19 protein-coding genes are annotated in these 22,203 nt (G+C 57.5%); 18 read left to right on the top strand and 1 reads right to left on the bottom strand.

The annotated features are described in order from the left end of the window. Window positions 1-134 precede the first annotated feature (134 nt). The 18 genes from rlmN (at window position 135) to rpoD (ending at window position 20,565) form a co-directional block, all read left to right on the top strand. The gene (rlmN, locus tag RSQ48_RS10500) at window positions 135-1,283 is read left to right on the top strand and encodes a 23S rRNA (adenine(2503)-C(2))-methyltransferase RlmN (protein ID WP_003799309.1); all 1,149 of its coding nucleotides are present in this window, start codon (window positions 135-137) and stop codon (window positions 1,281-1,283) included. Further along, on the top strand, window positions 1,280-1,774 hold the full coding sequence (locus RSQ48_RS10495) for a helix-turn-helix domain-containing protein (RefSeq protein ID WP_415301769.1): 495 nt from the start codon (window positions 1,280-1,282) through the stop codon (window positions 1,772-1,774). Before rlmN ends, RSQ48_RS10495 begins: the two co-directional genes overlap by 4 nt. Beyond that, window positions 1,771-3,057, top strand: coding sequence for a flavodoxin-dependent (E)-4-hydroxy-3-methylbut-2-enyl-diphosphate synthase (gene ispG, locus RSQ48_RS10490; protein WP_415301768.1), 1,287 nt, complete (start codon window positions 1,771-1,773; stop codon window positions 3,055-3,057). The genes RSQ48_RS10495 and ispG overlap by 4 nt, the downstream gene beginning before the upstream one ends. 42 nt (window positions 3,058-3,099) lie before the next feature. Beyond that, the gene (hisS, locus tag RSQ48_RS10485) at window positions 3,100-4,383 is read left to right on the top strand and encodes a histidine--tRNA ligase (protein ID WP_003799315.1); all 1,284 of its coding nucleotides are present in this window, start codon (window positions 3,100-3,102) and stop codon (window positions 4,381-4,383) included. 2 nt (window positions 4,384-4,385) lie between these two features. Further along, on the top strand, window positions 4,386-5,021 hold the full coding sequence (locus RSQ48_RS10480) for a YfgM family protein (RefSeq protein ID WP_059318848.1): 636 nt from the start codon (window positions 4,386-4,388) through the stop codon (window positions 5,019-5,021). A gap of 3 nt (window positions 5,022-5,024) precedes the next feature. Next, a complete protein-coding gene (gene bamB / locus RSQ48_RS10475) occupies window positions 5,025-6,203 on the top strand; it encodes an outer membrane protein assembly factor BamB (protein WP_003799320.1) in 1,179 nt (392 codons plus the stop codon). Then, on the top strand, window positions 6,200-7,558 hold the full coding sequence (gene der / locus RSQ48_RS10470) for a ribosome biogenesis GTPase Der (protein ID WP_003799325.1): 1,359 nt from the start codon (window positions 6,200-6,202) through the stop codon (window positions 7,556-7,558). Before bamB ends, der begins: the two co-directional genes overlap by 4 nt. Next, window positions 7,558-8,640 (top strand): histidinol-phosphate transaminase, encoded by a 1,083-nt coding sequence (gene hisC, locus RSQ48_RS10465; protein ID WP_131070664.1) that lies wholly within the window; start codon window positions 7,558-7,560, stop codon window positions 8,638-8,640. The genes der and hisC overlap by 1 nt, the downstream gene beginning before the upstream one ends. A gap of 115 nt (window positions 8,641-8,755) precedes the next feature. After that, on the top strand, window positions 8,756-8,992 hold the full coding sequence (hfq, locus tag RSQ48_RS10460; RefSeq protein WP_003799329.1) for an RNA chaperone Hfq: 237 nt from the start codon (window positions 8,756-8,758) through the stop codon (window positions 8,990-8,992). 78 nt (window positions 8,993-9,070) lie between these two features. After that, a complete protein-coding gene (hflX, locus tag RSQ48_RS10455) occupies window positions 9,071-10,159 on the top strand; it encodes a GTPase HflX (RefSeq protein WP_039942895.1) in 1,089 nt (362 codons plus the stop codon). Continuing rightward, window positions 10,143-11,462: an FtsH protease activity modulator HflK gene (hflK, locus tag RSQ48_RS10450; RefSeq protein ID WP_415301767.1), complete on the top strand. Its 1,320-nt coding sequence runs from the start codon at window positions 10,143-10,145 to the stop codon at window positions 11,460-11,462. Before hflX ends, hflK begins: the two co-directional genes overlap by 17 nt. Before the next feature lie 9 nt (window positions 11,463-11,471). Next, window positions 11,472-12,359, top strand: coding sequence for a protease modulator HflC (hflC, locus tag RSQ48_RS10445; protein WP_003799336.1), 888 nt, complete (start codon window positions 11,472-11,474; stop codon window positions 12,357-12,359). 170 nt (window positions 12,360-12,529) lie between these two features. After that, on the top strand, window positions 12,530-13,687 hold the full coding sequence (locus RSQ48_RS10440) for an ATP phosphoribosyltransferase regulatory subunit (RefSeq protein WP_415301766.1): 1,158 nt from the start codon (window positions 12,530-12,532) through the stop codon (window positions 13,685-13,687). Window positions 13,688-13,761: 74 nt separating this feature from the next. Next, window positions 13,762-15,057 carry an adenylosuccinate synthase gene (locus RSQ48_RS10435; RefSeq protein ID WP_415301765.1) on the top strand — a complete coding sequence of 432 codons (1,296 nt, stop codon included), beginning with the start codon at window positions 13,762-13,764 and terminating at the stop codon, window positions 15,055-15,057. Window positions 15,058-15,209: 152 nt separating this feature from the next. Continuing rightward, window positions 15,210-15,755 carry a phosphoribosyltransferase gene (locus RSQ48_RS10430; protein ID WP_003799341.1) on the top strand — a complete coding sequence of 182 codons (546 nt, stop codon included), beginning with the start codon at window positions 15,210-15,212 and terminating at the stop codon, window positions 15,753-15,755. A 122-nt stretch (window positions 15,756-15,877) separates the two neighbouring features. Then, on the top strand, window positions 15,878-16,090 hold the full coding sequence (gene rpsU, locus RSQ48_RS10425) for a 30S ribosomal protein S21 (protein WP_003799344.1): 213 nt from the start codon (window positions 15,878-15,880) through the stop codon (window positions 16,088-16,090). Next, a complete protein-coding gene (gene dnaG, locus RSQ48_RS10420) occupies window positions 16,087-18,084 on the top strand; it encodes a DNA primase (RefSeq protein WP_003799346.1) in 1,998 nt (665 codons plus the stop codon). The genes rpsU and dnaG overlap by 4 nt, the downstream gene beginning before the upstream one ends. 258 nt (window positions 18,085-18,342) lie before the next feature. Continuing rightward, entirely contained in the window at window positions 18,343-20,565 is a 2,223-nt protein-coding gene (rpoD, locus tag RSQ48_RS10415; protein ID WP_039942896.1) for an RNA polymerase sigma factor RpoD, read from the top strand. A 332-nt stretch (window positions 20,566-20,897) separates the two neighbouring features. Here the strand turns inward: rpoD and RSQ48_RS10410 are convergent, their stop codons facing one another. Next, a complete protein-coding gene (locus RSQ48_RS10410; protein WP_131070662.1) occupies window positions 20,898-22,202 on the bottom strand; it encodes a sensor histidine kinase in 1,305 nt (434 codons plus the stop codon). Between the last annotated feature and the right edge of the window lies 1 nt (window position 22,203).

Below are 22,203 nucleotides of genomic sequence, written 5' to 3'. Positions count from 1 at the left end.
GTACTGGCGGCACTCTGATCAGGAATTGCCCGGCCCGCCGCAACGGTGGTGCGCCGGGCACCTCTCAGAAAAGAGACTTGTTTGCGCTTGTGCAACAAGATAAATGCCAGACGGCGTGAAGGTATTATTTTTTTATGTCATCGCTCGAACCTATCAATCTTCTGGGCCTGGGCCCGGAGCAACTTGTTGAACTGGTCGCCCAATGGGGTGGCAAGCCTTTCCGAGCGCGCCAATTGCAGCGCTGGATACACCAGCGGCAACAGGACGACTTTGGGCAGATGACCGACCTGGCGCGCGAGTTCCGCGAGCAATTGACGGCTCATTGCCTTGTCACCGCGCCCAGCATGTCGCACGAACATATTTCTGCCGACGGCACCCGCAAGTGGCTGTTTGATGTCGGTAGCAACAACGCGGTTGAGGCGGTTTTCATTCCCGAGGACGATCGAGGCACGCTTTGTATTTCCAGTCAGGCAGGTTGTACCGTTGCCTGCCCGTTCTGTTCGACCGGATATCAGGGCTTTAATCGCAATCTGACCACTGCGGAGATCATTGGTCAGTTGTGGTATGCCCGTCGGGCCTTGCTTAGTGCGCCGGAAACCGCTCGTATTGGCGATGCCGCGCAAACCAGTACCCGGGTGATCAGCAATGTGGTCATGATGGGCATGGGGGAGCCTTTGCTCAATTACGATCAGGTGCTCGGTGCCTTGCGCCTGATGCTCGATGATAACGCCTACGGTCTGTCTCGCCGCCGCGTCACGGTTTCCACATCCGGCGTAGTGCCGATGATGGACCGTCTGGCTCAGGATTGCCCGGTTGCCCTGGCGGTGTCCCTGCATGCGCCCAATGACGCGCTGCGCGATCGGCTGGTGCCGTTGAACAAGAAGTATCCGCTGGCTGAGCTGCTCGATGCCTGTAACCGGTATCTGGAGCATGCCCCGCGTGACTTCATCACGTTTGAATACATCATGCTGGACGGTATCAATGATACGGATCAGCATGCGCAGGAATTGTTGGATATTGCGCGTATTGTGCGCTGTAAATTTAACTTGATCCCATTCAACCCTTTTCCGCAGTCCGGTCTGAAACGTTCTTCGGCAGCGCGCGTCAAGCAGTTTGCCCAGAGGCTGATGGATGGTGGGGTGGTAACGACTGTGCGCAAGACCCGCGGCGATGATATCGCCGCCGCGTGTGGGCAGTTGGCGGGCGATATACGAGATCGCACCCGCATCGAACAGCGATTGCCTGATCGGGCGGTCATTCAAATCAAACAGGAACGTGCATGAGCGAGACTCTGGACTCCTCCCATCAATCGGCTCCGGATGCGGGCTCAGGGGTAGGCCCTACACTGCGGGAGTTGCGTCTGGCGCGATCCTGTACGCTTAACGAAGCTTCCACCCGTTTGAAGTTTTCCGTGCGTCAGCTTGAGGCTCTGGAGGCCCAGGAGTGGGATCAGCTCCCCGGTGGCCAGCCGTTGCGGGGGATGGTGCGCAACTATGCGCGTTTTCTGCAGGCTGACGTGTCGGCGGTGTTGGTCATGCTGGAAGCTCAGGTCAGTGACACGGCGGCACCCAAGCCCGTGCCGCGCAGTCCCTCCGGTTCAGGACTGGGCAAAGCCGACTTGAGTCTGTATGCCGATTCGCGCGGCGGTTTTGGCTGGGTCTGGATTCTGATTATTGTTGTGTTGTTGTTGGTAGCGGGCTTTTATGCCATTGACCGGGGCTGGGTTCCCCAGGAATGGCTGGTATTTGATTGGCTCAAGGACTTGAAGAAATGACGCAGGGTCCCGAAATTTCCTCTGCTTGCCAGCCTCTGCCGGTTGGCGCCCAGCCCAAACGGGTGACGCGTACCGTGGATGTGCGCTGGGGTAATCATGTCGTTAAACTGGGGGGCTCGGCACCGGTTGTGGTCCAGTCCATGACCAACACCGATACGGTCGATGCGATTGCGACGGCGATTCAGGTGAAGGAGTTGGCCCGAGCGGGCTCCGAGATGGTGCGTATCACCGTCAATACCCCCGAGGCAGCCCGTGAGGTGCCCGCCATTCGTGAGCAGTTGGATCGCATGGGGGTGAATGTCCCCCTGGTCGGCGACTTTCACTACAACGGTCACAAATTGCTGGCGGATTATCCCGAGTGTGCCCAGGCCCTGTCCAAGTACCGAATCAATCCGGGCAATATGGGCGGCGGCAAGCGCCGGGATGATAATTTCGCCAAGATGATTGATATTGCCTGCCGGTATGACAAGGCCGTGCGCATTGGCGTGAACTGGGGCAGCCTGGATCATGAGCTGATGGCCCGCATGATGGATGAGAACAATCAGCGCGCTCAGCCCTGGACCGCCCAGGCGGTCATGCGTGATGCCCTGGTCATCTCTGCCATCAGCAACGCCCAGCGTGCTGAGGAGCTGGGCTTGTCGGGTAACCGGATCGTACTGTCTTGCAAGGTCAGCCATGTACAGGACCTGATTACGGTCTACCAGGATTTGTCGGCACGCTGCGATTACGCGCTGCATTTGGGCTTGACTGAAGCCGGGATGGGCAGCAAGGGAATTGTGGCTTCGACCGCGGCCCTGGCCGTGCTGTTGCAGCAAGGCATTGGTGACACCATTCGTATTTCCCTGACGCCTGAGCCGGGCGGTGATCGTGCCCGTGAGGTGGTGGTGGCTCAGGAAATTCTGCAGACCATGGGCTTGCGCGCCTTCACGCCTATGGTCGTGGCCTGCCCGGGTTGTGGTCGCACCAGCAGTACGGTGTTCCAGGAACTGGCCAACGATATTCAACGTTATTTGCGTGACCAGATGCCTGTCTGGAAGGATCAGTACCCCGGCGTGGAAACCATGAACGTCGCGGTCATGGGCTGTGTGGTCAATGGTCCGGGCGAGAGCCGGCACGCGGACATAGGCATCAGTTTGCCGGGAACCGGGGAAGTGCCCTCGGCGCCGGTCTATGTGGATGGTGAGCGGGTGGTGACCCTGAAGGGTGATACTATCGCTCAAGAATTTCAGACCATTGTCCAGAATTACGTTGAGCGACGCTACGGCAGGGCGCCAACGGTTTGATCAACACGCTTGTCAGTCTATGGCGAGCAAACCATTAGAATTATGACGCAGCAGTTTCAAAAGCTCCGCGCCCTGACGGGCATGAAAGACACCCTACCGGGTGAAAGCGCACAGTGGGAGGCCCTGGAGGCTCTGGTGCGGGAATGGCTGGCCAGTTACGGCTATCGCAATATGCGTACTCCCGTGCTGGAACATACCCAGTTGTTTGCCCGTGGCATTGGCGAAGTGACCGATATTGTCGAAAAGGAAATGTATTCCTTTACCGACTCGCTCAATGGCGACAAGCTCACCATGCGTCCCGAGTTTACGGCTGGCATGGTGCGTGCCTCGATTGAGCACAACCTTCTGTATGACCGGCCCCATCGCGTTTACGCCATGGGCCCCGTGTTTCGCCATGAGCGCCCGCAGCGTGGTCGCTATCGTCAGTTCCACCAGATCGACGTGGAAGCGCTTGGTTTGCCTGGTCCAGACGTGGATGCCGAATTGATCGTCATGCTGGCCCGTTTGTGGAAGAAGCTGGGGCTTACCGACATTCGTCTGGAGCTCAACTCCCTGGGGCAGGCTGAAGAGCGTGCCGCTCACCGCGCCGCCCTGATCGAACACCTGGAAGCTCACAAGGACGTGCTGGACGAGGAAGCCCAGCGGCGCATGTACACCAATCCCTTGCGGGTCTTGGACACCAAAAATCCGGCCATGCAGGATATGGCTAATGCGGCTCCGCGTCTGTTCGACTTTCTGGGCGAGGAGTCCCGCGCCCACTTCAAGGGTGTGTGTGACCGCCTGGATGATGCCGGTATTGGCTACACCTTGAACCCGCGTCTGGTGCGGGGTCTGGATTACTACAATCTGACGGTGTTCGAGTGGGTAACCGATCGCTTGGGTGCGCAAGGCACGGTGTGCGGCGGGGGACGCTACGACGGTCTGATCGAGCTGATGGGCGGCAAGCCTGCGCCCGCCGTCGGTTTCGCGATTGGCATGGAGCGTTTATTGGATTTGTGCTCCCAAGAGGGTGAGCAGGAGCAGGCCCCTGAGTGCCAGGTTTACATGGTTCACCAAGGTGAGGCTGCCCAGCGCAAGGCCTCGCTTTTGGCCGAGCAGCTGCGTGATGCCGGCCTGCAGGTGATTGTTCACGCCGGCTCCAGCGGCTTTAAGTCCCAGTTCAAGCGGGCCGATGCCAGTGGTGCACAGGCCGCCGTGATATTGGGTGAGGACGAACTTCAAAAAGAACAGGCCAGTGTGAAATGGTTGCGTGCTGCGGATGGCGCCCAGCAGCAACAGTCTGTTGATTTCTCTGAACTCGCCAGTGTTTTGTCAGCAAGGATTTGAGCATGGCCTACGATCTTGAAGAACAGGAAAAACTGGATGCCATGCGGGCATGGTGGGACCGCTGGGGCACCTTGTGCATTGTGCTGGCGTTTGCCGCGTTGGCTGCCGTAGCAGGCTGGCGTGGCTGGCAGTGGTATCAAGGCCATCAGGCCGGGCAGGCCATGGGCTATTTCGAGGCCCTGGAAAGCGCCACGACCCAGACCGGTGAAGAGGCCGAGACGCGCATTCTGGCCGCTAGCACGACCTTGCGTAACGATTTCCCCAAGTCCGGCTACACCTCTCGAGGTGTGTTGCTGGCTGCCCATGCTTTGCAGCAGCGAGGCAATCTGACACCAGCTCGTGAGCAGCTGGAGTGGATGGTCAAGACCAACCACGACCCCGCTCTGACGCCTTTGGCCCGTCTGCGTTTGGCCGGTATCTTGCTGGAGCAGAAAGAGTATGACGAGGCCCTGGCTCAGCTGAACAATCCTCCTGTCAGCTTTGCCGGTCTGTTTGCGGATCGAAAAGGCGATATTTTGGCCGCTCAGGGACAGAATGAAGCAGCACGCGAGGCTTGGAAACAGGCTGTCGAGCTGCTCAAGCAAGACCCCATTTCGCAGTTGGTACAGATCAAACTTGATGCCCTGGCAGGAGCTTAATTCATGTCTCTTCCTACTATTCGTAAATCCTCGTCTTCTGCCATGCGTGCCTTGCGTCTCAGTGCCTTGGCACTCAGTCTGACCGCATTGGCTGGCTGCTCCATGTTCTCCAGCAAGGACCCGCGCTTTGAGCCGGCTCCCCTGACAGAGTACACCCCGGGTGTGGCGGCCAAGATCAGCTGGAGCACCTCGATTGGCAGCGGTGCGGATTCGGGCTTTGCGCCACAGGTGGCCGGCTCCTCGGTTTACGCGGCGACCGTCTCCGGTCAGGTCAGTAAAGTGGATCTGGACACGGGGCGTGTGCAATGGTCGGCCAATGCGGGCAAGAAGTTGACCGCTGGTGCTGGCTCGGATGGAGTGGTGACGGCAGTTGCCTCGGTAGACGGTAATGTCATTGCATTTGACGACTCGGGCAAGGAATTGTGGCGCAGCCGTAGCAGCAGTGCTGTGAATGTGCCGCCTGCCGTCGGGGCCGGCGTGGTGGTGGTGCGTACCAGCGATTATCGTTTGCAAGCCTTTGATGCCAGCACAGGCGATCTGCGCTGGAGTCTGCAGCGTCCAGGGCCGGCACTGTCGTTGAAGACCAGCATGCAAATGCGCATTATTGATGGCCTGTTGTTGGCCGGCATGCCCAATGGTCGCTTGATGGCGATTGACGCGGCTCAAGGTCGTCTGGTCTGGGAGGGCAGCATTTCCGTGTCCCGCGGCGCCACCGACCTGGAACGCATTAACGACGTTGTGGGCGCTCCGCAAGTGGTCGATCCTTTGCTGTGTGGCGCAACCTATCAGGGGCGGGTGGCGTGCTTTGACGTGTCCCAGGGCGGTCGCCTGGTGTGGGACAGGGAATTTTCGGCCGGTACCGGTATCGCAGCGGACAATCAGATGTTGTATGCCGCCAATAGCCGCGATCAGATTGACGCGTTTGCCCTGACAGACGGGCAAACCATCTGGACGCAAAAGGCATTGCGAAACCGTGGTCTGGCTCCTTTGGCCGTCTTGCCCCAGGCGCTTGCCGCCGGTGACAAGGAAGGCTATGTTCACTTTCTATCGCGACTGGACGGCACCTTGCTGGGCCGGGTCAGTGTCGGCGGTGGTGCCATTGTGTCGCCTTTGGTCGGAACCCCGCGTGGGGTTCTGGTCCAGACGGGCAATGGTAATTTGGTCTTGGTTGGAATCAATTGAAAAGCGTTTCTTTTAAGCCCGTTGTGGCTTTGGTCGGTCGAGCCAACGTTGGCAAGTCCACTTTGTTCAATCGCCTGACGCGTTCGCGCGCGGCGCTGGTGGCCAACTTCCCTGGCCTGACTCGCGACCGTCATTACGGCGAAGGCCGGGTTGGCAGCCGTCCCTATATCGTGGTCGATACGGGCGGTTTCGAGCCGGTGGCTAAAACCGGCATGCTGCTGGAGATGGCTCGCCAGACCCAGCAAGCCATTGCCGAAGCCGACGTCGTTGTCTTCCTGGTCGATGCCCGCGAGGGCGTCAATGCGCTGGACCTGGAAATTGCGCAGTTACTGCGCAAGCTGGGTCAGAAAGTGCTGCTGGCTGTCAATAAGGCCGAGGGCATGCGCTATGAGGCTGGCGGTGTCGAGTTTCACGAGCTGGGCCTGGGCCAGCCTTACCTGATTTCGGCCTCTCACGGCGACGGGGTGGAAGAGCTGATCAATCTGGCCCTGGAGCAGGTACCCAGTCCTGAGCCTGATCAGGATGGGCAGGACGACGAGCAATTCCAGCATCGTATCAAGCTGGCGATTGTGGGCCGACCCAATGTGGGCAAATCCACCCTGATCAATACCCTGGTCGGTGAAGAGCGTGTGATTGCCTTTGACCAGCCCGGAACGACTCGCGATGCCATCGAAATCGAGTTCGAACGCAACGGGGTGGAGTACACCCTGATCGACACGGCCGGACTGCGCAAGCGCGGCAAGGTGTTCGAGGCGGTGGAAAAGTTCTCGGTGATCAAGACCTTGCAGGCAATTGAGGCCTGCAACGTAGTCTTGCTGATGATTGACGCACATACGGAAATTTCCGACCAGGACGCCAGTATTGCCGGCTTCGTTGTGGAAACCGGGCGTGCGCTGGTGGTGGGCATCAACAAGTGGGACGGGCTGGACGAGTATCAGCGCGAGTGGATCAAGCGCGAGTTCGATCGCAAGCTGCGCTTTTTGAACTTTGCCAAGATGCACACCTTGTCGGCGTTGAAAGGGCAGGGGATCAATCCCTTGCTCAAATCGGTTAATGAGGCCCATGCCGCCGCTTTCTCGAAATTGTCTACACCCAAGCTCACCCGTGTGATGCAAGAAGCGGTGGAACAGCAACAGCCGCCGCGTAAAGGCATTTTCCGTCCCAAGTTGCGGTATGCTCACCAAGGGGGCATGAACCCTCCGATCGTGGTGATTCACGGCAACGCCCTGGACGCAATTTCGGACAGTTATCGCCGCTATCTGGAAAGCCGTTTTCGCGAGGCCTTCAAGCTGGAAGGCACCCCTTTGCGAATCGAATTCAAATCATCTAAGAACCCTTATTTGAAGGATGCGTAATGAGCCGTTTGTGGAGTGATCATGTCGCTGGACTTTCTCCCTATGTTCCGGGTGAGCAGGTCAAGCTGGATAACCTCTTGAAGCTGAACACAAACGAGCATCCTTACGGTCCGTCGCCCAAAGCGCTGGAAGCGATTCGTCAGGCGGCGACCGATAATTTGCGTCTTTACCCGTCCTACAGCGCCCAGGAGCTGCGTGACGCGGTGGCTCACAATCACGGCGTCAACGCCAATAACGTTTTCCTGGGCAACGGCTCGGACGAAGTGCTGGCCCATGTGTTCAGCGCCTTGTTCCTGCGCGGCGTGCGTCCGGTCCTGTTGCCGGATATCACCTACAGCTTTTACACCACGTATTGTTCGTACTTTGGCGTGCCGGCTGACATCGTGCCGCTGCGCGAGGATTTCACGCTGAATGTGCAGGATTATGTGCGCAAGCGCAGCCTGCCGCCCGCCGGCATTATTTTTGCCAATCCGAATGCGCCGACCGGGATTCCTTTGTCGCTGGAAGACATTGAAGCGATTCTTTCCGCTAACCCTGACACGACGGTAGTGGTGGATGAGGCTTATGTGGACTTTGGCGGTACGTCCTCGGTTGGTCTGCTGGAAAAATACGACAATCTGGTGGTCATCCAGACCATGTCCAAGTCGCGGGCGCTGGCCGGTCTGCGCGTGGGTTACGCCTTGGCCAGCGCGGACATCATTCAAGCCCTGGAGCGTGTGAAAGACAGTTTCAACTCCTACCCCATGGACACCATCGCTCAAGTGGGTGCCGTGGCTTCCCTGAAGGATACGGCGTATTTTGAACGCCAGTGTCAGGCAGTCATTGATGCCCGTGAACAGTTGCGCGCCGACCTGCAGCAGCTCGGTTTTGAGGTTTTGCCCTCCAAAGCGAACTTTTTGATGGCTACGCACCCTAAGCATTCAGCTGCTGGTATTCAGCAGGCCTTGCGTGAGCATGGAATTCTGGTTCGCTATTTCCGTCAGCCACGCATTGAGCAGTATTTACGTATTACGGTAGGATCGCCCGAACAATGTGCCCGACTGTGCAACAGTTTGCGGCAGATTCTCGGGCAGAGCGCCTGATATACACCTATAGATAAAAAACTCCAGTCTGGAACGTGCGGATTCAGGGAAAACCCGGTAAAGTAGTGGGATTCGCTTCCATTTCTGGAAAAACAACATAACCGGAGCCTCACCAATGAGCAATAAAGGGCAAATTCTACAAGACCCGTTTTTGAACGCGCTGCGCAAGGAGCATATCCCTGTGTCGATCTACCTGGTCAACGGCATCAAGCTGCAAGGTCAGATCGAGTCCTTCGATCAGTATGTCGTACTGCTGCGCAATACAGTCACTCAAATGGTGTATAAGCACGCGATCTCTACTGTCGTTCCTGCACGCCCCGTCACTTTGGCTGCGGATGAGCAGGCTGAATAAGTCCTCGCCCAGTTCGTTGTACTCTGAAAGACCCGTCTCGCGGAGCCCGCGAGCGGGTCTTTGTTTCTGGAGCAAGCGTTGAAGGCACTGGTCATTAGTGTGGACATGGGCGAGCTGGATTACAAAGCCCATGCTGAAGAGTTTTTGATGTTGGCAGAAGGTGCCGGTGCCCAGATCGCTGAGCTGCTGGTGGTACGTCGTTCCCGTCCGGATCCGGCCTATTACATCGGAACCGGCAAGCTGGAAGAGGCCGTCGCGCTGGCCAAGGCCACGGGAGCCGAAGTCGTCTTGTTCGATCATGCCCTCAGTCCGGCCCAGCAGCGCAACCTGGAGCGCAAGCTGGAGTTGCGCGTGGTCGACCGGGTCGCCTTGATTCTGGATATTTTTGCCTTGCGGGCGCAAAGTCACGAAGGGAAATTGCAGGTCGAGCTGGCCCAGTTGCAGCATCTGACTTCTCGGCTGACGCGCATGTGGACTCACCTGGAGCGTCAGAAAGGCGGGATCGGGATGCGGGGTCCGGGCGAATCGCAGCTGGAAATGGACCGTCGCATGATTGGCGACAAGGTTCGTACCTTGCGCGAGCGTCTGGCCAAGGTGCAGCGTCAACGCAGCACGCAGCGTCGTGCCCGCACCCGTAGCGGCACCTTGTCAGTGTCGCTGGTGGGCTATACCAATACAGGCAAATCCACACTGTTCAATGCCTTGACCCGGGCGGATGCGTACGCGGCGGATCAATTGTTTGCCACGCTTGATACCACCACACGTCGTATCTGGATTGAAGGGGCCGGGCAGGTTGTGATTTCGGATACGGTAGGTTTCATCCGTGATCTGCCACCGACCTTGATTGCGGCCTTCCGGGCCACGCTGGAAGAGACTGTCCATGCGGATTTGCTGCTGCATGTGGTTGATGCGGCCAACCCGCAACGCGATGAACAAATCGCTGAAGTTCATAAGGTTCTGGAAGACATCGGGGCCCATGAAATACCGCGCATTCTGGTCTACAACAAAATTGACCAGGCCGGCTACGAGCCACGGGTAGAGCGGGACGAACATGGTACTATTGCCCGAGTCTTTGTTAGCGCTTTAGAGCGCATCGGATTGGATGGGTTGCGTACGGCAATCGTCGAATCAGGTCATTTCGCGGAAAACAATGCGTCTGAACAATAAAATATTCAATCTCAATGATCCCGGTTGGGGACGAGACAGTGGCAAAAACGGTTCCGAGCTACCTCGCCGCCCCGAGAAACAAGATGGCCCGCCTGACCTCGACGAGGTGTGGCGTGACTTCAACAGTCGCCTGGGATCTTTATTTGGCAAAAAGGGACGTCGCTCCCCTCCCGGCGGCACGCCGCCCGGTAGTGGCACTGGCCCGTCCCTTCCCAAGGGTTCCCCCAAGCTGTTCGTCATCGGCGGTGTGGTGGCAGTTGGCTTGTGGTTGGCCAGTGGCTTTACCATCGTGCAGGAAGGGCAGGTGGCCGTAGTGACGCGTTTTGGCGCGTATACGAAAACCTTGAATCCCGGTTTGCAGTGGCGCTGGCCCGCGCCGATCGAAGATTACCAGATCGTTAATATTTCCCAGTTGCGCACCTTTGAGGTGGGCTACCGTGGCAGCTCCCGCAATAAAGTCCTGCCTGAGTCACTGATGCTCACGACCGACGAGAACATCGTCGACATGCAGTACGTGGTTCAGTATCGACTGCTGCCCAACGGCGCGCCCGATTATCTGTTCAATACCAACAACCCGGATGAGTCGGTGCGTCAGGCGGCAGAAACCGCCATGCGTGAAGTCGTGGGCAAGCAGCCCATGGACTCGGTGCTGTATTCCGGCCGTACGCAGATTGCCTCGGATGTGCAGCAGTTGGCCCAGTCCATTCTGGATCGCTACCGCACCGGCATTCAGATCAGCACGGTTGCCATTCAGAACGTACAGCCGCCCGAGCAGGTTCAGGCCGCTTTTGACGATGCCGTCAAGGCTGGTCAGGACCGCGAGCGTCAGATCAATGAAGGTCAGGCTTATGCCAACAAGGTCCTGCCGGAAGCGGCTGGTCAAGTGGCACGCATGATGCAGGAATCCGAGGGCTACAAGGCTCGGGTGATCGGCGATGCCAAGGGTGATACCGCTCGTTTCGGCAGTGTTGAGGCTGAATACGTGAAGGCGCCGGGTGTGACCCGCGATCGTCTGTACCTGTCCACGATCCAGGAAATTCTGGAGCGTACCAGCAAGGTATTGGTTGATACCCGTAGCGATAACAACATGATTTATCTGCCTTTGGACAAGATTGTGCGTCAGGTGGGCAGTCGTACTGATATGGAGCCTTCCGCTCCCGTTGCGTCGGCTGCTTCGCAAGGACAGACCTCCCGCCCGGCCGCCCCGGCCGCGGCTTCCAAGGCGCCAGCACCCGCCAATCCAGCCAGTCTGGATACCTCGCTGGGCTCTTTGGTCAGTCCTTATTCCCCATACGCACGCTAGGAGAGCTTGATGCAACGTTTATTTCCTGCTCTGGTGGCCTTGGCGGTAATTGTCGGTCTGCTGCTGTCTTCGGTCTTTATCGTGCGTGAGCGCGATGCGGCCCTGGTTTTTGCCTTGGGTGAAGTGCGCACCACCATTACAAGCCCCGGCCTGTATTTCAAGTTGCCACCGCCGTTTGAAAACGTGGTGTTCCTGGACAAGCGTCTGCAGACCATTGAAACCAAGGATCCCGAGCGTATTCAGACTTCTGAAAAGAAGAACCTGCTGATCGACTCTTACGTTAAATGGCGTATTTCCGATCCGCGTCTGTTTTACGTGACCTTTGGCGCAACCGATCGTGGTGCGGTCGAGCGCTTGCAGGCGCAGATTCGTGATGCGCTGAACGCTGCGGTGAACGTGCGCACCGTGAAAGAGGTGGTCTCCACCGAGCGTGATGCCATCATGCGCGAAGTGTTGACGTCGGTTGAGGCCCGCGCACGTCCTTTGGGCGTGGAAGTGGTGGACGTGCGTTTGCGTCGTATTGATTTCGCTCCCGAGATTTCGGAATCTGTGTACCGCCGTATGGAAGCGGAACGGACCCAGGAAGCCAATCGTCTGCGTGCGACCGGTGCTGCGGAAGGTGAGCGTATTCGTGCCGAGGCAGACCGTCAGCGTGAAGAGCTGCTGGCCGATGCCTACGCCAAGGCCCAGGCCGTCCGTGGTCAAGGTGATGGTGAAGCAGCTGCCATTTACTCCGAGACGTATGGCAAGAACCCCGAGTTCTACCGCTTCTATCGCAGTCTGGAAGCCTATCGCAGTGCCTTCAGCCAGCAAAGCGATACATTGGTCATCAGTCCCGATTCTGATTTCTTCAAGTATTGGGGCAAGCAAGGGTCAGCCGCAGCACCTGCAAACTGATCAGCGCTATAGAACTCAGGGCCGCGGGGTGTTCCACCCGCGGCCCTGATCGTTTATACTAGCGTGTAAGTTACTAACACCACTTCGCATGCGACTTAGGCGGCTTACAGGCCCCAAGTCGCTTTTTGTTTGGCTGGAACTTTCGTTTATAAGTAGTCCGAGGCACGAGTATGTCCAATTGGTTGTTGCCAGAGAGCCTGGCTGATATCTTGCCTGCAGAGGCGCGTCGCATCGAGGAACTGCGCCGCGATTTGCTAGACTTGTATCGTACTTACGGGTTCGAACTGGTCGCTCCGCCCTTGGTGGAGTATCTGGAATCCCTGCAAGCGGTATCTGGCACAGATCTGAATCTGCGTACCAGCAAAGTCGTCGACCAAATCTCGGGTCGTACCATGGGGGTGCGTGCCGACATGACGCCTCAGGTGGCCCGCATCGATGCCCACCTGCTCAACCGCGAGGGCGTGACCCGGCTTTGCTACTGCGGCTCGGTCTTGCATGCGCGTCCGGCGGGCTTGCTGTCGGATCGTGAGTTGCTGCAGATTGGCGCGGAAATTTTTGGCCATGCCGGTATTGAGTCTGACCTGGAAGTGGTGCAGTTGGCCTTGGAAAGTGTGGGCCGGGCAGGGGTTCATCATCCTCGCCTGGACTTGAATTACCCCGATCTGGGGCGCTTTCTGATCGAGCGCGATCCTATTTTGAAAAGCCGCGTGGCGGAAGTGTGTGAACTGCTCAATGCCAAAGATGTTTCTGGCTTGCGGGCCCTGGGTCGGGATTCGGGCTGTCTGCCTGAAACGACCCGCTATCTGCTGGCCTTGACCTCCTTGTATGGCGATGGCAGCGTGCTGGAGCGCGCTCGCAGTGTCTTGCCCGATGAGCCCGAGGTGCGGGAAGCCTTGGGTAGCCTGCGCAGCTTTATTGATGCTTTGCCCGACCACGAGATTACGGTGGACCTGGCCGATATTGGCAGTGGGTATGCCTACCATTCGGGTTTGATTTTCTCGGTCTATGCCGAAGGTTGGCATGACGCTTTGGTTAAGGGCGGACGCTTTGACGGTATTGGGCGCATGTATGGTCGTGCCCGTCCCGCAACCGGCTTCAGCCTGGATTTACGCAAACTCTCGGCCGGGCTGGCGCCGGCCCAGGCGGCCCGTGCCGTACGCGCTCCCTGGGGGAGCGATGCCGCCCTGATTGCGGCGGTAAAGCAGTTGCGTCAACGCGGTGAAATTGTGATTCAGATGCTGCCCGGTCAGCAACTGAGTCTGGATGAATTCGTGATCGACCGCGAGTTGTTCTCGTCGGACGGTCAGTGGCAGGTTAGGGCGCTGTAAGCCAGACGGCTTGTGGCGTTGGTGATTGTTATCGGTCCGGCACCGTGCCGGCCTCCTTTATTCTGATACTAGACATGAGCAAAAACCTTGTGGTGATTGGCACCCAGTGGGGTGACGAAGGCAAAGGCAAGATCGTCGACTGGCTGGCCGAGTCCGCGCATGGCGTGGTTCGTTTCCAGGGTGGGCATAACGCTGGCCATACATTGTGGATTAATGGCAAAAAGACGATTTTGCGCTTGATTCCTTCGGGCATCATGCACGGGCACGTCACTTGCTACATTGGCAATGGCGTGGTGCTCTCGCCCGAAGCCCTGTTGACCGAGATCGCCGAGCTGGAAGCAGCCGGTCTGGATGTGCGTTCGCGCCTGCAGATCTCGCCTGCCTGCCCGCTGATTTTGCCCTATCACATTGCTGTGGATCAGGCGCGCGAAAAGCGTAAGGGTGACGGCAAGATCGGTACAACCGGTCGTGGTATTGGCCCAGCCTATGAAGACAAGGTGGCCCGTCGCGCTCTGCGTGTGCAGGATTTGTATGATCCTAAGATTTTTGACGAAAAACTGTCCGAAGCGCTGGATTACCACAACTTTGTGCTGACTCAGTATCTGGGCGCGGAAGCGGTATCGGCTGAGCTGGTGCGTGATCAGGCCATGAAGCATGCCGAGCAGCTCGCTCCGATGGTGGCGGACGTCTCCAACAATCTGTATCAGGCCAAGAAGGCCGGGCAGAAGCTGTTGTTTGAAGGCGCTCAAGGCGCACTGTTGGATATTGACCACGGTACTTACCCCTTCGTTACCAGCAGCAACTGCCTGTCCGGTGCGGCTTCTGCCGGTTCGGGCGTCGGCCCCCAGGAACTGAGCTATGTACTGGGTATTGCCAAGTCCTACACCACGCGCGTGGGTTCGGGCCCATTCCCGACGGAATTGCTGGATGACACTGGCATGCGTCTGGCAACGGTTGGCAAGGAGTTTGGTTCGGTTACCGGTCGTCCACGTCGTTGCGGCTGGTTTGATGCCGCCGCCATGAAACGCTCGGTAATGATCAACGGTATTTCCGGTCTGTGCATCACCAAGCTGGACGTGCTGGACGGCGTGGAGCAGATCAAGATTGGTGTGGGTTACCGCTACAAAGGCGAGTTCCTGGACGTCTTGCCCTACGGCGCACATGCAGTGGCCGAAGCCGAGCCGGTTCTGGAAGAAATGCCCGGCTGGACCGAGTCCACCGTAGGCGTGACCGATTACGACAAGCTGCCTATCAATGCACGTCGCTATCTGGAACGCATTGCCGAGCTGTGCGATGTGCCGATCGATATGGTTTCCACGGGGCCAGATCGCAACGAAACCATCGTATTGCGCGATCCGTTTACCAAATAAGCAATTTATCGCGTTATAATGCCTTGCACCGTTGTACGGTGCGTACAAAGCGGCCTAAAAGGCCGCTTTGTCGTTCTGGACGCTGCGCGGCCTACCAGACTCTTGTTTTGCAGGTATCAACGCGCAGTAAGTGCATTTAATCTGGAATACATATGAGTCTGCCCCCAAATAGCGATACTGATGAATGGGTCTCCTGGGAACAATACAATCGTCTGATTGAGCAATTGGCCCTGATCATTCACGAATCAGGTTGGAAATTCGACAAAATTGTCTGCCTGGCCCGCGGTGGTATGAGGGTGGGGGACGTTATTTCGCGTATCTATGATGTACCTTTGGGTATCCTGGCAACCAGCAGCTATCGTGAAGCGGCGGGCACTGAGCAGGGCGAACTGGATATTGCGCAATACATCACCATTACTCGTGGCACCTTGGATGGCAATGTGCTGCTGGTCGATGATATGGTCGATACAGGCAAGACTTTTATGCGTGTGCGCGATCACTTGCGTGCACAATTTCCGGCGATCACCGAGTTGAAAACCGCCGTTTTGTGGTGGAAAGGCCACGCCCAGGTCGACCCGGACTATTACGTGTCCAAGTTGCCCACAAATCCCTGGATTCATCAGCCTTTTGAGGACTACGATAGCATTCGCCCTCATCAGCTGGACGCCTGGATTCGCAAGGGTACTGGCCAGGCTTGATCGCCGGCATTCAGATACTTGGTGGATAGCCCATTTGCGCCTTGCTTGGCGTATGCCTGCAATCGTGCTACCATAATGGGCTATCTGTTACGCTAACTCTTTTTACAAAGGTCAGGGATTACATGTCCATTGTTCGCCTGAAAGAAAACGAACCCTTTGAAGTTGCTCTGCGCCGCTTCAAACGCACTATTGAAAAAACCGGTCTGTTGACCGAACTGCGTTCGCGCGAATTCTACGAAAAGCCAACGGCCGAGCGCAAGCGCAAGCACGCTGCCGCCGTGAAGCGTCATTACAAACGCATCCGCAGCCAGCAACTGCCCCCACGCTTGTATTGATCCCTGAATCTTTTGTTCAGGAACTGCTCGCCCGTGTCGATGTCGTAGATGTCGTCGGGCGGTACGTGCAGTTGCGTAAAGGCGGGGCCAACTTGCTTGGCCTATGCCCTTTTCACAACGAAAAATCCCCTTCATTTACAGTCAGTCCGACCAAGCAGTTTTATCATTGCTTTGGTTGCGGCGCTCACGGATCGGCAATCTCGTTCCTGATGGAACACACAGGGGCTTCATTCCCTGAAGCGGTACGCAGCTTGGCTGCCTCCGTCGGGATGACCGTGCCCGAAGCAGATCGTACCCCGCGCCAACGAGCGGCCGATGCCCGTCGAAAAGACGAACTATCGCGCCAGCATCATATTCTTGAAACGGCACAGGGGCATTACCTCCGTCAACTGAAACAGTCACCCATTGCCATCGATTATCTGAAGCGTCGTGGCCTGGATGGGGAGACGGCTGCCCGTTTCGGCCTGGGCTGGACCGGTACCGAGCGACGTGGGCTGTCGGCTGTGTTTCCACAGTACGAAGACAAGCAACTGGTTGAGTCCGGTCTGGTGATCGAGTCCGAGGATGGTCGTCGCTATGACCGCTTTCGTTCGCGCATCATGTTTCCGATTCGCAGCACCAAGGGCCATATCATTGGCTTTGGTGGCCGTCTGATTGAAAAAGGCGAACCTAAATACCTTAATTCTCCGGAAACCACGCTGTTCTCCAAAGGCCACGAACTGTATGGCCTGTGGGAAGGGCGCCAGGGCATACGCAAAGAAGGCTTTGTTCTGATTGTGGAAGGGTATATGGACGTGGTTGCCTTGTCGCAGCACGGCCTGCACAATGCCGTCGCGACCTTGGGTACGGCAACCACGGAACATCACATCACCAAGCTGATGCGCGCCAGTGACAGACTGGTGTTTTGCTTTGACGGCGACCGTGCGGGTCGCAAGGCCGCCTGGCGTGCCTTAACTACCTGTCTGCCTCTGGTTCGTGATGATGTCTCGATCCGATTCATGTTTCTGGCGGATAATCACGACCCCGATTCCTTTGTTCGTGAATTTGGCGCGGAGGCGTTTCGCGAACAAGCCCAGCAAGCCGCCGCTTTATCGCGCTTTTTCCTGGATGAGCTGGCGGCCCATCATCGCATGGACGAGGCAGAAGGCCGCGCTGCTTGCGTCCACGAAGCCTTGCCTTTGTTGCTGGAGCTGGCTGACAGCACCTTGAAGGTGCAGATTCAGCATGAGTTCGCCCGCATGGTGATGCTGACCCCGGACGAGCTGGCGCAGCGTCTCAGTACGGTAGAGCCGGTGCGCCGACCGGCGCTTGATGCACCGGCAGCCCAGGACGGTCTGGTGGCCCGGCCGCCTGTACCTGCGCAGTCCGCACCGGACGGGATGGAACCGTTTGAGGATGGTTTTGACGGTTCGTTTGCTGACAGCCTGCCCATGGATGGCTGGCACGATGATGCCGACTGGCAACCCCAGCCGGATTATCAGCAGCGTCCTGCTCCAGCGCGAGGCAAGGACAGAAATGCTCGCCCACGCCCGGATCGCGCTCCGCTGGGCGGTAGCCGTGCGGTGACTCCGATGGCCAAGCGATTGCTGCGCTTGCTGATCGGACATCCTACTCTGGTGGGTGAACTGGGTGATCAACAGCTTGAAATTTTGGCTCAAAGCCCCCATTTGCGTCTTGTGCAGGAGTTGATTGCGTTAAGCAATATCAGCTCGGCGCGTCATGCAGGTGCGTTGCTGGAGGCGGTGGACCCCGAGTCTGATCTGGCACCCGTGCTGGAAGCGCTGGCCACCGAGCTGTTGGGCGAAGAGGAATTGCCCGACCCGCAAGGCGAATGGCGTGATGCGCTCTATCGCATTGAACTCGATGCGATCAAGGCAGAGCAATCGGCTTTGGTGGCCACAGGCCTGAAAGAGCCTGAACAGCGTCAGCGTTATCAAGAATTGACACGCCGTATTGCTTTGTTGAATGCTGCTTATACTCGGCAAGTGAAGTAAAATATTGGGTTATGTGTTGTGTTTGTGGCCGGCCAGGGGGTTAAAACTGGTACGCGAGCAAATGTGGCGGGTAGCGGATTGTGAACCACCTTATGCCTTGAGCCCGGAGCCAGGGATTACATTTATTTAGGGTTCGCTAGCGCAGCACGTCCAGGAGCAAGCCGGTTGTGAACACGCTCATTATCAGGCTCTTGCCTGTACGACTCGGTGGCTACATATTTAGTGCCACAGGGGTAAATGGCGTCTATGGAAGAAAATATGACTCAAACGACTGGTAAAACCTCGACGACGGTCTCTCGGTCTGCTAAGAAAACTTTGGCCGCGACAGCAAAATCAGGGGCATCAAGCTCGGTAGAGCTCGATGAGCTTCACGAAAGTGGAGAGCCAGGCGCAGCGCCTGCCAAAAAGGCAGCTAAAAAGGCGGCTGCTAAAAAGACGGTAGCCAAAAAAGCGGTTGCCAAGAAAACAGCGGTCAAGGCCGCTACCGGCGGTCGCCGTGGACGTCCTGCAAAAAACGCAAATAACGACGGCATCGATTTTGTCGATGACGACGAAATGGGCGAAGAAGAGGTCATTCCTGATCTCAAACCGGTTGCCAAGCGTGGAGCCAAGCGCGCCAAGGCCGAAAAAGACGTGTTCGGTGTGCGCGGCCAGTTGAGCCCGGAAGAACAGGAAGCGCGTCGCAATCGCCTCAAGGCACTGATCAAGCTGGGCAAGGACCGGGGTTACCTGACTTACAGCGAGATCAATGACCACCTGCCCGACGATCTGGTGGATGTCGAAGCCATTGACGGCATTATCGGCACCTTCAGTGACATGGGTATTTCGGTTTACGACCAGGCTCCCGACGCGGATACCTTGCTCATGAGCGATAACGCGCCCATGGCATCCAGCGACGATGATGTCGAGGACGAAGCCGAAGCTGCACTAACCACCGTGGATTCCGACTTCGGTCGCACCACAGACCCGGTGCGCATGTACATGCGCGAGATGGGGTCGGTGGAGCTGCTGACGCGCGAGGGCGAGATTGAAATCGCCAAGCGTATCGAAGACGGCCTGAAGCACATGGTGATGGCTATTGCCGCTTGTCCTACCACCGTTAACGAAATTCTGGCCTACGTTCAGCGTGTACGTGAAGGCGTCATGCAGATCGACGAAGTGGTTGACGGTCTGGTGGATGATGATGGCGAAGAGTACGCCGGCTCCGGTGTCACTGCCGACGACGAGGACGAAGGTCCAGCCGGCGGCATGAGCAGCAAGCAGATTGAATATCTGCGCAACAAGTCGCTCAAGAAGTTCGACATCATCGGCGAGTGGTTTGACAAGATGCGCGTCTCTTTTGAGACCGAAGGCTACAAGAGCCCGGGCTATGTGCAGGCTCAGGAAACCATTCTGAACGAATTCATGGGCATTCGCTTTACTGCCAAAATGGTGGAGAAGCTGGCCGATACCATGCGTGAACAGGTTGCGATCGTGCGTCAGCATGAGCGTGAAATCCTGACCATCTGTGTGGATCGGGCGGACATGCCACGCGCCCACTTCATCAAGGCGTTCCCCGGCAACGAAACCAATCTGGACTGGGTGGTGCAGGAAGTGGCTGCCGGCCATCCCTACAGCGCCATTCTGGAACGTCACATCCCTGCGATTCAGGAAATCCAGCAAAAGCTGATCGACCTGCAAACCAGTGTTGTGTTGCCGCTGAAGGATCTGAAAGAGGTCAACAAGCGCATGACCACGGGCGAAGCCAAGGCACGCAAAGCCAAGCGCGAAATGACCGAGGCCAACCTGCGTCTGGTGATCTCCATTGCCAAGAAGTACACCAACCGTGGCCTGCAGTTCCTGGATCTGATTCAGGAAGGCAATATCGGTTTGATGAAGGCAGTGGACAAGTTCGAGTACCGTCGTGGCTACAAATTCTCCACGTATGCAACGTGGTGGATTCGTCAGGCCATTACGCGTTCGATTGCCGACCAGGCCCGTACGATTCGTATTCCGGTTCACATGATCGAGACGATCAACAAGATGAACCGTATCAATCGTCAGATCCTGCAGGAAACCGGCGTTGAGCCTGATCCGGCAACCTTGGCCCAGAAGATGGACATGCCTGAAGACAAGGTTCGCAAGATTTTGAAGATCGCCAAAGAGCCTATTTCCATGGAAACGCCGATCGGTGACGACGACGATTCTCATTTGGGCGACTTCATTGAGGACAACAACACCGTTTCGCCGTCGGATTCCGCCTTGCACGGTTCGATGCGCGATGTGGTCAAAGACGTCCTGGATTCCTTGACGCCCCGCGAAGCCAAGGTGCTGCGCATGCGTTTCGGTATTGAGATGAGCACCGACCAGACGCTGGAAGAGGTGGGCAAGCAGTTTGACGTTACGCGCGAGCGTATTCGTCAAATAGAGGCCAAGGCCTTGCGCAAGCTGCGTCATCCTAGTCGTGCAGACAAACTGAAGAGCTTCCTGGAAAGCCAGTAAGTTGTGAGCAAGTCTGTATAGAGCTTAAAAAAAACCCGGTCTGCGAAGACCGGGTTTTTTTGTGCTCCTAGTGCTCCTAGTGCTCCTAGTGCTCCTAGTGCTCCTAGTGCTCCTAGTGCTCCTAGTGCTCCTAGTGCTCCTAGTGCTCCTAGTGCTCCTAGTGCTCCTAGTGCTCCTAGTGCTCCGCCCAGCCTGACGAGGTGCGTTTTCAAGGCTTGGACGCGGCCTTCGATCGGGGCTGGGAGGGCGTCTTTTTTGACGGACTAAATGGTTTTATTGCTCCTTGCCATGGGGGCAACAGAGAGCAGGGAGAGTCTGGCTGTTTCGGGAGATCAGGCCGGGTCCAGGTCCAGCTTGAAGACACAGCCTTTGCCATCAGGTCCGCTTTGCACGCTTAAGCTCCAGCCCTGTGCCAGCGCCAGTTGGCGGGCCAAGGCCAGGCCTATTCCTCGGTGGCCTTCTTCTCGGGTGCCTGTCGGCAACTGTTTACCTTGGCTGAAATGGCGCTCGAAAATAAGAATCCGATCTTGCTCGGCAATCCCGGGGCCGTCATCCTGCAAGGCCAGTACGCTGGGCGAAATCCAGCGTAGTTGCAGCTTGCAGGGCGCGGCGTGATCGATGGCATTGCGCATCAGGATGCGCAACAACATGGACAAGGCGTAGGGGTCCAGGGTGTAGAGCAGAGTGTCGGGCAACTGGTTGCTCCATCGCACATTGCTGCTGTTGGCATCCAGCAAGGCGACGGCTTGCCAGGTTTGTTGGGCCAGCTCGCGGATATCGACCTCGCGTACATGGCGTTCGGCCGTATAGGCCAGACTTTCCGCCGCGTCCAGACTGGCGCTAATGGCATCGGCCTGAACCATCATGCGTTTCAACCGTTGCTGTGATGGCCCCTCAGGCAGTTGCAGCAGCAAGAGCTCGCAATCACTGCGTATGCCGGTCAGTCCGGTCCGCAGTTCATGGCCCAGATTGGCGGCAAACTCTCGTTCGTGGTTAAGCAGTTCCTCAACGTGCTCCTGCATACGGTTAAAGGCCCGGATCAGGCGGCCCGCTTCGTCATCCTGATGCTCTGGCAGGCCAGAGCGGCCCGGCGCCCAGTTTTCCAGATGACGGGACAGTGTCAGCATGGGCGCGACTGCATGGCGGGCAACACGGCGACCAAGCAGGAAAACCAACAGGATCGTGGCGGAGCCGATCAGGGAAAGAATCAGGCCGAACTCCCGTACCCGGTCCTCGTGCGGGGTGGCCCGGTACACCAGATAAAGCTGGCCTTGCTCCTTGTCCTGCCGCAGTACGTGCCAGGTGTCGCTGCCTATATGAAATTCGTAGAGCCCCGGTTCGGGCACGCGAGCGAACTGGGGCAGATTGTCCTTGGGTTGCTCGGGTACAAACCAGTAGGTATCCAGTTCGGCTCCCAGTGCCTCGCTGCGGCCATAGCCACTGTCGGGCAGCAAAGAGGGGTTGCGCGCGTAAGAGACCAACATGGCGTTGACCATCCCGTCTTCCATGCGGGCAAACGCGATATAAGCCAAGCCTCCCATAATGACGACGAGCAGAGCAGCAATCAGGGTCAGGGCCCACGATACGCGCTGAGTCAGGGTGCTCATGAAACGGCTACGGCGCAGTGCTTGGGCCATG

Origin of the sequence: Alcaligenes sp. SJTW-7 (genome assembly GCF_047716895.1) — a bacterium.
GTDB classification, from domain to species: Bacteria; Pseudomonadota; Gammaproteobacteria; order Burkholderiales; family Burkholderiaceae_B; genus Alcaligenes; species Alcaligenes ammonioxydans.
Note: the sequence above shows the minus strand (reverse complement) of the source record. Positions and strands in the feature narration are given on the sequence as shown.

Bases quoted from the DNA above. Each gene is read 5' to 3' on its own strand.
- hflK (WP_415301767.1), top strand. From the start codon at position 10,143: ATGCGTCTGAACAATAAAATATTCAATCTCAATGATCCCGGTTGGGGA.
- hfq (WP_003799329.1), top strand. From the start codon at position 8,756: ATGAGCAATAAAGGGCAAATTCTACAAGACCCGTTTTTGAACGCGCTG.
- RSQ48_RS10435 (WP_415301765.1), top strand. From the start codon at position 13,762: ATGAGCAAAAACCTTGTGGTGATTGGCACCCAGTGGGGTGACGAAGGC.
- RSQ48_RS10410 (WP_131070662.1), bottom strand. From the start codon at position 22,202: ATGGCCCAAGCACTGCGCCGTAGCCGTTTCATGAGCACCCTGACTCAG.
- RSQ48_RS10495 (WP_415301769.1), top strand. From the start codon at position 1,280: ATGAGCGAGACTCTGGACTCCTCCCATCAATCGGCTCCGGATGCGGGC.
- hflC (WP_003799336.1), top strand. From the start codon at position 11,472: ATGCAACGTTTATTTCCTGCTCTGGTGGCCTTGGCGGTAATTGTCGGT.
- RSQ48_RS10440 (WP_415301766.1), top strand. From the start codon at position 12,530: ATGTCCAATTGGTTGTTGCCAGAGAGCCTGGCTGATATCTTGCCTGCA.
- ispG (WP_415301768.1), top strand. From the start codon at position 1,771: ATGACGCAGGGTCCCGAAATTTCCTCTGCTTGCCAGCCTCTGCCGGTT.
- hisC (WP_131070664.1), top strand. From the start codon at position 7,558: ATGAGCCGTTTGTGGAGTGATCATGTCGCTGGACTTTCTCCCTATGTT.
- rpoD (WP_039942896.1), top strand. From the start codon at position 18,343: ATGACTCAAACGACTGGTAAAACCTCGACGACGGTCTCTCGGTCTGCT.
- rlmN (WP_003799309.1), top strand. From the start codon at position 135: ATGTCATCGCTCGAACCTATCAATCTTCTGGGCCTGGGCCCGGAGCAA.
- rpsU (WP_003799344.1), top strand. From the start codon at position 15,878: ATGTCCATTGTTCGCCTGAAAGAAAACGAACCCTTTGAAGTTGCTCTG.
- hisS (WP_003799315.1), top strand. From the start codon at position 3,100: ATGACGCAGCAGTTTCAAAAGCTCCGCGCCCTGACGGGCATGAAAGAC.
- RSQ48_RS10430 (WP_003799341.1), top strand. From the start codon at position 15,210: ATGAGTCTGCCCCCAAATAGCGATACTGATGAATGGGTCTCCTGGGAA.
- bamB (WP_003799320.1), top strand. From the start codon at position 5,025: ATGTCTCTTCCTACTATTCGTAAATCCTCGTCTTCTGCCATGCGTGCC.
- RSQ48_RS10480 (WP_059318848.1), top strand. From the start codon at position 4,386: ATGGCCTACGATCTTGAAGAACAGGAAAAACTGGATGCCATGCGGGCA.